Raw genomic sequence first — 281 nt, forward strand, 5'->3', positions numbered from 1 at the left:
TAAGGTGCAGACAGTATGGAATTTTAATTATACAGGTTCACCACAAAGTGTAATATTAAAACCTGGCAAATATAAAATGGAGTGTTATGGTGCTTCTGGCGGTATTAATAATTCTTCTTGGGATACTAATGCTAGAGGCGGATATTCTAAAGGTGAACTTACATTAAATAAACTAACTACATTGTATGTTTATGTTGGGGAAACTGGTTTTGCTTCTTCATCTACTAGTAATAACACTAAAAAAGGTTTTAATGGTGGAGGTAAAGGTTATTTAAATCAAC

General features: G+C 32.4%; 1 protein-coding gene. It reads left to right on the plus strand.

Translation table 11 applies throughout. From position 1 onward, the window contains the following. On the plus strand, window positions 1–281 hold a 281-nt coding region (locus IC174_RS20880; protein ID WP_255625545.1), incomplete at both ends, for a glycine rich domain-containing protein.

The organism is Clostridioides sp. ES-S-0001-03, assembly GCF_020676075.1.
Lineage (GTDB): Bacteria > Bacillota > Clostridia > Peptostreptococcales > Peptostreptococcaceae > Clostridioides.